This is a genomic window from Rhodothermales bacterium (assembly GCA_034439735.1).
Taxonomy (GTDB): domain Bacteria; phylum Bacteroidota; class Rhodothermia; order Rhodothermales; family JAHQVL01; genus JAWKNW01.
The window spans coordinates 1-10,615 of record JAWXAX010000095.1; the positions used below are offsets into that span (position 1 = coordinate 1).

The following is a 10,615-nucleotide window of genomic DNA, read 5'->3' on the forward strand; positions in this document are numbered from 1 at the left end:
CTGTCTTCCTGCAGCCTCCATAAGGCCCGGCTGCATGCGATCAGCCGCCTATGGATCCCCAATCAAGTTGGGAGCCTGCCCCCGGCTTTGACCGGGGGACGACGAGGAAAGGGGGAATGCCAGTCAGATTAATTCATTTGATACGGCCTCAACTCCTGATTCGCATGATTTTGTCCTTTAACCTGCAACCTGTACCCTGCAACCTTTAATCTGAATCCTGTAACCCCTACCGCTCCACCCGCCCGGAGCCGGAGCCTTTCGCGAGTTTGCGGACTTCATCGATGCTGACGAGGTTGAAGTCGCCGGGGATGGTTTGCTTGAGGCACGACGCGGCGACGGCGAATTCGAGCGCCTGGCGGGTGTCTTTTTCGGTGAGCAGTCCGTAGATCAACCCACTGGCGAAGCTGTCGCCCCCCCCGACGCGGTCGACGATCTGGATGTCGTATCGTTTCGAGCGCTGGGGGGTCTGACAATCCCGATCATCGAGCATAAGGGCACTCCAGCCGTTGCGGGACGCGGAGTGGCTCTCGCGGAGGGTGATCGCGACCGTTTTAAAGCCGTACGTCGACTTCAGGGTCTTCGCCACCCGTTCGTAGCCGGCCTCGTCGATCGCGCCGGCCTCGACGTCCGTATGGCCGGCCTTGAGCCCCAGGCTCAGCTCCGCATCTTCCTCATTGGCTATGCACACGTCAACGTATGCCATAAGCGGCACCATCACGGCTTGCGCCTCGGCGGGTGTCCACAACTTGGCGCGGAAGTTCAGGTCGCAACTGACCGTGGCGCCGGCCGCCCGCGCCGCCTTACAGGCCACCACGAGGCTCTCCTGAGCCTTCACACCCAGCGCCGGCGTGATGCCCGTCCAGTGAAACCAACGCGCGCCCTCGAACACGCGCCCCCAGTCCACTTCGGCCGCGTCCATCTCGCTCACCGCGGAGTGGGCCCGGTCGTAAATGACTTTTGATGACCGCTGGCTTGCGCCGGTCTCCAGGTAATAAAGCCCGATCCGCTCGCCGCCGCGGACGATATAATCGTCCTTCACCCCGAACCGGCGCAGGTGATTGACCGCCGCCTGTCCGATCTCGTGTTTCGGCAGTTTGGTGACGTAGAAGCTTTCGAGTCCGAAGCCGGCCAGCGCCGCGGACACGTTGGCTTCTCCCCCACCGTACACGACCTCGAAGCGATCACTCTGGACAAATCGTGTGAATCCCGGGGTAGTGAGGCGGAGCATGATCTCTCCGAACGAAACAACTTTCATAGAAATTCAAAAGGCAAAGTGAAAAATGCAAAATGGGGCTCTACTGTCGAGAAATTGCCCTTTGTTATTCGTTTAATCGCTAATCGCTAATCATGCGAATCAGGAGTTGAAATACGGCGCATACTGGCTTCCGCCGCACGCTCCAGGGTCGTCTTCCCCAACTTGATTGGGGATCCATGGAAGCATGAAAATGCAGCATATGCGTCATAAAGGGCGATAGTAGCACGCCCGTAGTACCCGAAACGCAGCTTGAATAGGTTGGTGCTCCTGTTTTCCTTCAGCCCCCTTGATGCCCGGCTACATGCGATCAGCCGCCTATGGATCCCCAATCGAGTTGGGGAAGACGAAGAATGGGGGGATTGCCAGTTAGATTCATTCATTTGATACGGCCTCAACTCCTGATTCGCATTAATCGCTAATCGTTAGTCGCTAATCGCTAATCGCTAGTCGCTGATCGGCTCGCCGCGATGGTGTCCAGCAGGATACGGGCGTTTTCGGTGAGTACCGAATACCGGCCCTCGGCGATAGCTTTGCTGTCCAGGAGGGCGCTGCCGATTCCGACGGCGCAGGCGCCGGCCTTGAGCCAGTCGCCGGCATTGGTCAGCGTCACACCACCCGTTGGCATCATCTGGAGGTGCGGCATCGGGGCCTTGACGGCCTTAAAAAAGGGCATCCCGAGGATATCCGCCGGAAACACCTTGACGACATCGGCGCCGGCCTCGTGCGCGGCGAGGATCTCGGTGGGGGTGAAACAGCCCGGCATGACCGGCAGGTCGTAGCGATGGGCCGTCTCGACGATCTCCGGCTTAAACACGGGGCAGACGACGTATCGGGCGCCGGCGTTGATCGCCATCCTCGCCGTCATGGCATCCAGCACGGAGCCGACACCCAGCACGATCTCGTCCCCCAGACTGCGGGCCGTGGCTTCGATGATTTCGAGCGCACGCGGCACGGTCATCGTGACCTCGATGGCGGACATGCCGCCTTTGCGCAGGGCGTCGATGATGTGTTTCAGCTTGTCCGGATTATCGGCCCGGATGACGGCGACGGCGCCGTCGGCGACGATGCGTTGAACAATTGAAGATCTCGACATGAGGAAGGCAAAAGTGAAAAGTGAAAAGTGCAAAGTGTGGAGTTCAGGTGGGGTGTGAAGGGGGGGCGAGTATTTGCAGGGCTGGCGCGCAGCCGATCTCTTCTATGCTGGACAAGTAGCCGGTGACGGTCCGGGAGAATCCCTCGAATTGATTGAGATCGAGGTCCCAGAACGCCTCATGGCCGGCCGCTTGCCTGACGAGCGTCTCTACATCGGGTGCATCGCGCCAGAGAGCGTGGAAAAAAGCGGCCTGGTCGTCGTTGATCGGGTACTCGACGCCGTTCATCTCACCAAAATACTTCCCGTCGCGAACGGACGTGGCGCGCATGAACCGGAGGTAGGCGGCAAACCCGAAAGCGATACGCCGGGGCGGCCGGCCGAATTTCGCGTAATATCGCTGGATCGACGGCACGAGGCGCATTCGCCACTTGGACGTCGACTGAAACGTGATGTCGATTAGCCGGTGGCGCAGATACGGATTGCTGAACCGATCGATCACATCGCGAGCGAACGCCTCGGCCTCCGGCACATCGAGGCTCGGGACGATCTCTTCCTGGATGACGCCCTCGACGAACGCGCGCAGCGCCGGGTCGTCCATCATTTCGATGACGGTAGTCCGCCCGGCCAGAAACGCCACCGGCACACTTACCGAGTGGCCCCCGTTTAGAATCCGAACCTTGCGTTCGCGATAGGGCGTGATGTCATCCGTGAGCACCACGCCGGGGTCGGCCCCGGCGAAGCCGAGGCGGGGACGCACGTCGGCAGGCGCCTGGATGGCCCACTGGCGATAGACTTCAGCGCTGGTCAGCAGGGCATCCCGGTAGCCGAGACGCGTTTCGAGGGCAGCGAGATCGTCACCACGCGGGACCCCGGGGGCAATGCGGTCGACGAGCGTATCACAAAACGGCACGGCGTGTTCGACCCAGCCGGCAAATTGCTCCCCCAGCCCCCACTCCGCCGCCAGGCGAAGCACGATGCCTTTCAGGGTGCCCCCGTTGCGCTCGATCAATTCACAGGGCAGGACGACGACGCCCTGGGCTGGATCGAAATCGAATGCACGCGCCCGCTCAAACAGAAAGGCCGTGAGCTTACCCGGAAAGGAGCGCGGCGCGGCGGGCCCGGGTCGGTCGTCGGGGTCGTACGCGATCCCCACCTCGGTCGTATTGGAGATCACCAACTCGATGGCCGGGTTGTGCGCGCAGGCGAGCACGGCCGGCCAGTCTTCCGCGGCCGAGAGCGCCCGGCTCACCGATGCGATGACAGTAAAGGATTCCGCCGGCACGCCGTTCTCTAGCCCCTGGAGGCGAAGCGTGTAGAGCCCCCCCTGCTCGGCCAGCGTGTCCGTCCGCCCGCTGCCCGTGGAGCCCACCATCACGACGCGACCGCCAAAGACGCCGGCCCGGTTGGCGGTGTCGATGAAGGCATCCGCGAAAGCCCGCAGAAAACTCCCCGTCCCAAATTGGACGACTTTCTCGGGAAGATCGAGTAGCGAGGGCTCGGGAAGGGGATGCACCGAGCGTGAACGAAAGGCCGTATCGGCCAGCAGCGAGGGACTCAGCGCAGGCAATGTCATCATCAAAATCCAAACACCCCCGGCAGCCACAGGCTGATGGCCGGGATATAGGTTACGAGAAACAGCGCGACCAGCATGGCGATGAACAAGGGCAGGAGCGGCCGGATGACGCGCGCGATGGTCGTCTGCGCCACGCCGACGCCCACGAATAACACGCTCCCCACGGGCGGCGTGCAGAGGCCGATGCAGAGGTTGAGCACCATGATGATCCCGAAGTGGATGGGGTCGATCCCCAGTTCCGTGGCGACGGGAAGAAAGATGGGGGTGAAGATGAGGACCGCCGGCGTCATGTCCATGAAGGTCCCAACGGCCAGGAGGATCAGGTTGATGATGAGGAGGATGAGGATCTTATTGTCCGTCAGCCCGATCAATGCGGCGGTGACGTTCTGGGGGATATTCTCAAAGGCCATGATCCACGACATCCCGATGGACGTCCCGATCAGCAGCATGACGATCCCGGTAGTCGCGGCGCTGTCGACGAAGATTTTCGGCAGGTCGACCCAACCGATTTCCCGGTAAACGAACCCAAGCACCAGCGCATAGAGAACAGCCACCGCCGCCGCCTCGGTGGCCGTAAACACCCCGCCGATGATGCCGCCAATGACGATGATGATCAGCAACAGACTGGGGATCGCCTCCAGGAGCCGGCGTCCGATCTCACCCAGGCTACTGCGCCCCGAGATGGGGTAGCGCTTACGGACCGCGATCACCCCGGTGACCACCATCAAACTCAGACCGACGAGCAAGCCGGGCAGATAGCCCGCGAGGAAAAGCGCCGCGATGGACACTCCCCCACTCGCCAGCGAGTACACGATCAACACGTTGCTCGGCGGAATGAGCATCCCCGTCGTGGCGGCCGTGATGTTGACCGCCGCGCCAAATTCGCGGTCGTAGCCCTCCTCCTGCATCCTCGGACCCAGCACGCCGCCAATCGCGGACACAGCGGCCACGGCCGAGCCCGAAATGGCGCCAAACAGCATGGCGGCGACGATATTGACGTGGGCGAGGCCGCCAGGTAGGGTACCCAGAAGCGACTTGGCGAAATCGATCAGCCGGCGCGCCAGGCCGCCCCGGTTCATGAGCTGGCCGGCGAGGATAAAAAACGGGATGGCCAGCAGCGCGAAGCTGTTGAGACCGGTGGCCATCCGCTGCGCCATGGTAGTGAACGAGGGATCCACCTGGATGGCCAGCAGCATCGTGGCGACCGTCGACAGCCCGATGGCGAACGCGATGGGCACACCGAGCCCGAGCAGCACCACGAAGCTAAGGACGAGCACCAGCACTTCTATCCAATCCATGAGGCGAACCGTTTCAGTCGACGTCCAGCAACGTGCCCTCCCCTGGCGCATCCGCAGACAGCGGTGGCCGGCCGGAAAGCGCCCTCCAGGCATTACCCAACGCAATCGTGGTGTAAAACGCAATCAACAACCCGCTCAGAGGCAATACGATATAGATATACCCCAGCGGCATCCGCAGCGCCGCCGCCGTCTGACCCAGGTACAGCGTCACCCAGACCAACCGCGACCCGCCATACACCATCACCAACACCACAAAAATCAGCACAAGGCCATGAATCAGGATCTCCAGATACTGCCGCCGATTCCCCGAGAGGCGGCCTGGTAGAACATCCACGGCGAGGTGCATATGCCGGCCCGAGGCATAGGCCGCGCCGAGCAGCCCTACCCAGATCAGCAGAAACCGGGCAAGCTCCTCCGTAAACGAACTGGGCGCCCCGAGCACATACCGCGAGAACACCTGCCACAACACATCCACCACCAGCAGCCCCATCAGTACGACGAGCAAGCCGGCGAGGGCGCGATCGATGGCGGTTTTGAGTGCGTGCATACTCTGCTCAAGGCGTCTGTTGAATGCGCTGAATCAAATCGTACAGCACCGGATCGGCGCGGAAGGATTCGTAGACCGACTGCACCGAAGCGACGAAGGGCGCTTTGTCGGGGCGAACGATTTCGACACCGTTATTCGCAAGCTCCTCGAGCGCCGCATCGCTGGCGACCTGCCAGAGTTGTTTCTGGTACTGAACGGACTCGTCCGCGGCCTCCTGCAACCAGGCCTGCTCCTGCGGCGTGAGCGTTTCCCAGACGATGGTGCTGATCAGCAGCACATCCGGTATGGTGGTGTGCTCGTCGAGGGAGTAATACTTGCATACCTCGTAGTGTCGGGCCGTGAGGAACGAAGGCGGGTTATTCTCGGCGCCGTCTACGACGCCCTGCTGCAGCGCCGTGTAGAGCTCCCCCCAGGAAATCGGCGTGGCCGAGCCGCCCATGGCCTGGAGCATGTCGACCTGCGTCTTGCTCTCGAGCGTGCGGATCTTTAGCCCGACGAGGTCCGTCGGCGAATGAATCGGGGCTGATTTGGTGTAGAAGCTCCGGCTGCCGGCGTCGTAATAGGCGAGTCCGCGCAGCCAGTAGGCCTGGCCGGCCAGGAGCAATTCGGTGCCGATCTCCCCTTCAAGCACCCGAAAATGATGGTCCCGGTCCCGAAACAGGTACGGGACGCTGAAGGCCTTGTACTGGGGCGCAAAGCTCTCGAGGACCGCGGCGGTCACCTTCGTCATCCCGAGGCTGCCCAGTTGAAGCAGCTCCAGCAACTCGCGCTCGGTGCCCAGTTGCTGGCTGGGGTAGATATCGATCCGCATCCGGCCGGCCGACTTCTCCGTCACTTTCTCGGCCATGAAGGTCATCCCCTGATGGACGGGGTGCGAGGGATCCAGCCCGTGCCCGAGTTTCACCACCGTCACATCGCTCTTTAATCCGCACCCCATCCCTCCCCCCAGGACCAGGCATACGAAAAGCCAGCCAAGAATAGAAAAGCGCTTCATGGGGGATGGAGACAGATGGGACGGACGGTGGAGTTTAGGCGCTGGCCCGGAGGGAGTCAAGGCGGAAGGGTTTAAGGCGGAAGGGTTTAAGGTTCAAGGTTCGGGGTTTAGAGACTGTTGGGATTTCCACAACCCAAGGCACAGTCATCCCCCGGTCAAAGCCGGGGGATGACTTGCTCCTTCTGCGATAGACAAATCTCAACGGTTTCTTAAGGAGCTTCGGCCTTCATATACAAATGCCTTGAACCTTAAACCTCGAACCTTGAACCTACAGCTTGTACGTCTCCTTCGCCAGGTCGTACGCCAGGGCTCGGGCGATGGGGCGGGCGTCGACGAGGTCGATGACATGGCGGGCGACGAGGTCCGCGAGGAAGTTGGCGTCGACGCGCCGGCTGAGGTCGTGCCGCGCGGGGATGGAGGCAAAGGCGCGGGTGTCGTCGTTGAAACCAGCGGTATTATAAAAGCCGGCGGTTTCGGTGACGAGTTGGCGGTAGCGCGTCATGCCTTCGATGCTGTCGTAGAACCACCACGCCGGCCCGAGGCGCAGGGCCGGATAGTAGCCGGCGAGGGGCGCCAGCTCGCGCGAGTAGGTCGTCTCATCCAGCGTAAACAGGACCACCGTCAGCCGTGGATCGCCGCCGTAGGCGTTGAGGAGCGCGTGTAGGTTACGCGTGTACTCGGTGGCGACGGGGATGTCGCACCCCTTGTCCGCCCCAAACCGGTCCGCCACGGCATGGTGGTGATCCCGGTACGACCCGGGATGGATCTGCATCACCAACCCATCGTCGATGCTCATCCGGGCCATTTCCATGAGCATGTGGGCCTGAAAATGATACGCGTCGGGGGCGTCGGCGGCGCCGGCGAGGGCTTTCTGGAAGAGGCGGCCGGCCTCGGCATCGGGTAGACGGCAGGTGTACGGTTCGACCACCGCGTGATCGGTGGACACCGCGCCCCTCTCCTTAAAAAACGCTCGCCGATCCTCCAGCGCCTGGATGAATGCGGCGTAGGTTTCGATGGGGCGGCCACAGGCTGTTTCCAGGGCGGCGATATGCGTGCGCCACGCCGGCGCCGCGATTCGCAGCACCGCATCCGGACGAAAGCATGGGATGATGCGGGCGTTCCAGTCGGAGCGACGGATGGCCTCGTGGTGCCGAAGATCATCGCTAGCGGCATCGGTGGTGGTGAGCACCTCGATATTGAACCGGTCGAACAAAGCGCGGGGGCGGAACTCCGGCGACCGGAGGCATTCGGCGATCTGGTCGTAGATATACATCGCCGAGTCGCCGTCGAGCCGGTGCCGGATGCCGAAGACGTCGTAGAACTGGTGGTTGAGCCAGGCGCCCGTGGGGGTGCCGGCGAAGAGGTAAAATCGCTCGGCAAAGCGCCTCCAGATGGCCCGAGGATCGGTCTCGACCGGCGCGCCGTCGCGGGCGGGGATACCCAGATCCTCCATCCGCACCCCTCGCGAGTAGAGCATCCGGAAGATGTAATGGTCCGGCACGATGATCAGCGACGCCGGCTCGGGGAACGGCTCATCTTCGGCCAGAATGCGGGGATCGACGTGACCGTGCGGCCCCACGATCGGCAGGTGGCGGACGTCTTCGTACAGCGTGCGTGCGATCGCGCGGCGCGTGGGATCGGGATCAAAAAAGCGGTCTTCGTGGAGTACGAGGGGAGACATGGGAGCGATGCGTTTTTTGACGTTAACCGATGCAACGTTCGAACGGCGCTTTTTCTTCGCGCCCTGCGGAGGGAAAATGCATTTAAGTTCATCCTCGGCCGGCCGATACACCCACTACCCACCGCTGGTCTCACGACAGAACCGCCCCCGAGCATGAACAAGCTCATCGAAGCGATCACCGCCTTCCTCGTCCGCCCCTTCCGCCCCAATCCGGAACTGGTGTTAAACGAGGTCAACAGCGCACGCGCCTCCCTCGGCCTTCCAGAACTCAGCCGGCTCCCCGCCGGCGCCAGAAGAAACGCCTCATCCTGTCCGCTCGCTGTTGCGCTTGGTGGATTTGTCGGTGTAGATGGGATCTGCTTTACCGAATCGAACATGGCCAGCCGAGTGGCCGGGGTCTGGCACACGGGCGTACGCCAGGTTGGCGCGAGCCGCTATGTGGTGGCCCTGCCGGCCCTTCTCCAGCATTTCGTGCGGGATTTCGACCTGGGCGCGTATGGCCGCCTGGCCGCCTGATCTCCTACCCTTTCCTTTTACATGGCGATACCATACGGTTCGGGAACTTAGTTGAAGTAAAGCTTTAGATAGGTGCAAGTGATTTATCCATCAGGCACCCATCTAGCCATGCCACGCATCCATCTCCCTGCGGCTTACCGCACCTCCCCCGCTCCCGCCGGCTGGAATCGCCGGCATTTCCTAAAGGCTGCCGCAGGCGCCTCCGTTGCACTTGGCCTCTTTGGCTGCGACGTCACCGAAGAAGATCCGTTAGAGATCTACGAAGGACCCGAAATCACGGAGGCGGACTTCGTGACCTTTAACTCGGCCTACTACGATATCGCGATCGACTCCAACACGCAGTTCCCCCATAGCTCGATCATGAGCGGCGTGCCTTCGGGCACCACGGATCCTATCGCCATCGCCTATCGGATCCAGCGCCTGATCGACGTAGACGATGCCGTGACGCTCGAAACGATCGTCGACCACCTGCTGCTCGCACAGGAAGATGGCGCGTCGTTCATCAAGTACCGTGGGCTGTTGCCGGCGCTCGATTTCAACAGCAGCAGCGTCGGCTTCGAGAAAAACTCGGCCGACTTCGAGATCCAGCCCAACGCGAGCCTCTCGGCGCGTGTCGCCATGGTGGCCCAGGCCTACTCGGGGACTCCGCTTGCCGCGAAGGCGATTCAGTTCCTGCAGAACCAGGCCGAAGGCTACAACTACTACTTCGTCCAGAACGAACTCCTGCTTGCAACGACGGGGAACGCCATCTCGACGGATGTTGGGACTGGCCGCGTCGACCTCTTGTTCGAGGAGTTCTACGCCGAAATCGCGTTTGTACTGAGCTACTTCATCGGCCACTCGACCCTCCTGAACGACCCGGCCATCGGCCAGGAAGCATGGAGCGTGCTCATCGACCCGGCCGGCGTCCCGACCGACACGATGAAGGATGCCTTCACGGCCCTGATCACACTGGCGGCCCCCCTCGCGAAAAACGGCAGCGGCTACCAGTACTTCCATCCATTGCTCGCCCTGCCGAAGACGGCCCTCAGCCCATCGATGCAGAACGGCCTCTACAACGCCCTGTACGCCTACCTCGATACCGCCCGATTCGGCAATCTGCCTGGCATTTACTCCGGCGGCCCGGACATCGATGGGACGTTTGAGGAAGAAAATGGCCTCAGCGCGCTGGCCTCGGGCAAGCGTTTCGAGGGCAGCCGGCAGGCCGTCGTCACCGTCGACGCCCTCGCCGCCGCGCTTCGCCTCTTCGCGGCCGACTCCCAGGATCGGCAGACACTGCGCCGGTGGATCGGCGTATACGACGGCGTCACAGGCATCCGCGACACCGCCGGCCTCTTCGGCTCCATCAGTCGCAACGGCGATGTAGTCCCCGCGATGTACGCACGGCAGAACGGCGCCATGATCCTGTTCGACTCCACCGGTCCGGATCACCTGGAGGCCTTCCTCGTGGCCGAGGGCCGCACCACGCTCAGTGAGATGTTCGCCGAGGTGGTGATCCTCAACGAGGGCGTCCCGATCGAAAAAGTCGCCGCCCCATTGCCCCTGCCGCCGGCACAGACGGCGTGGTTTACGGCGGTGTACCTCGCTTCGCTCGCGGTCGGAATCTCCCGACCGCGAGCGAAGCGAGCTACACCGCCGTAAACAACGCCGTCTGTGCC

9 protein-coding genes are annotated in these 10,615 nt (G+C 62.3%); 2 read left to right on the top strand and 7 right to left on the bottom strand.

Annotated elements, in window-relative coordinates; translation table 11 throughout:
• Positions 1–226: 226 nt before the first annotated feature.
• The 7 genes from SH809_07835 to uxaC form a co-directional block, all read right to left on the bottom strand.
• Positions 227–1,255, bottom strand: a complete 1,029-nt coding sequence (locus SH809_07835) for a sugar kinase (protein ID MDZ4699599.1) — start codon at positions 1,253–1,255, stop codon at positions 227–229.
• 436 nt (positions 1,256–1,691) lie between these two features.
• Complete coding sequence (gene eda, locus SH809_07840; GenBank protein MDZ4699600.1) at positions 1,692–2,348, bottom strand: bifunctional 4-hydroxy-2-oxoglutarate aldolase/2-dehydro-3-deoxy-phosphogluconate aldolase; 657 nt, start codon at positions 2,346–2,348, stop codon at positions 1,692–1,694.
• A gap of 43 nt (positions 2,349–2,391) precedes the next feature.
• On the bottom strand, positions 2,392–3,924 hold the full coding sequence (locus SH809_07845) for a tagaturonate reductase (protein ID MDZ4699601.1): 1,533 nt from the start codon (positions 3,922–3,924) through the stop codon (positions 2,392–2,394).
• Complete coding sequence (locus tag SH809_07850; GenBank protein MDZ4699602.1) at positions 3,924–5,219, bottom strand: TRAP transporter large permease; 1,296 nt, start codon at positions 5,217–5,219, stop codon at positions 3,924–3,926. Before SH809_07850 ends, SH809_07845 begins: the two co-directional genes overlap by 1 nt.
• Before the next feature lie 13 nt (positions 5,220–5,232).
• Positions 5,233–5,766 carry a TRAP transporter small permease gene (locus SH809_07855; GenBank protein MDZ4699603.1) on the bottom strand — a complete coding sequence of 178 codons (534 nt, stop codon included), beginning with the start codon at positions 5,764–5,766 and terminating at the stop codon, positions 5,233–5,235.
• A 7-nt stretch (positions 5,767–5,773) separates the two neighbouring features.
• Positions 5,774–6,760 carry a TRAP transporter substrate-binding protein gene (locus tag SH809_07860; GenBank protein ID MDZ4699604.1) on the bottom strand — a complete coding sequence of 329 codons (987 nt, stop codon included), beginning with the start codon at positions 6,758–6,760 and terminating at the stop codon, positions 5,774–5,776.
• A gap of 268 nt (positions 6,761–7,028) precedes the next feature.
• The gene (uxaC, locus tag SH809_07865) at positions 7,029–8,441 is read right to left on the bottom strand and encodes a glucuronate isomerase (GenBank protein MDZ4699605.1); all 1,413 of its coding nucleotides are present in this window, start codon (positions 8,439–8,441) and stop codon (positions 7,029–7,031) included.
• A 153-nt stretch (positions 8,442–8,594) separates the two neighbouring features.
• On the opposite strand from uxaC, the gene SH809_07870 reads away from it, so the two are divergent.
• Positions 8,595–8,957, top strand: a complete 363-nt coding sequence (locus tag SH809_07870) for a hypothetical protein (GenBank protein MDZ4699606.1) — start codon at positions 8,595–8,597, stop codon at positions 8,955–8,957.
• Between the two features lie 108 nt (positions 8,958–9,065).
• Positions 9,066–10,598 (top strand): twin-arginine translocation signal domain-containing protein, encoded by a 1,533-nt coding sequence (locus tag SH809_07875; protein MDZ4699607.1) that lies wholly within the window; start codon positions 9,066–9,068, stop codon positions 10,596–10,598.
• Positions 10,599–10,615: the final 17 nt, after the last annotated feature.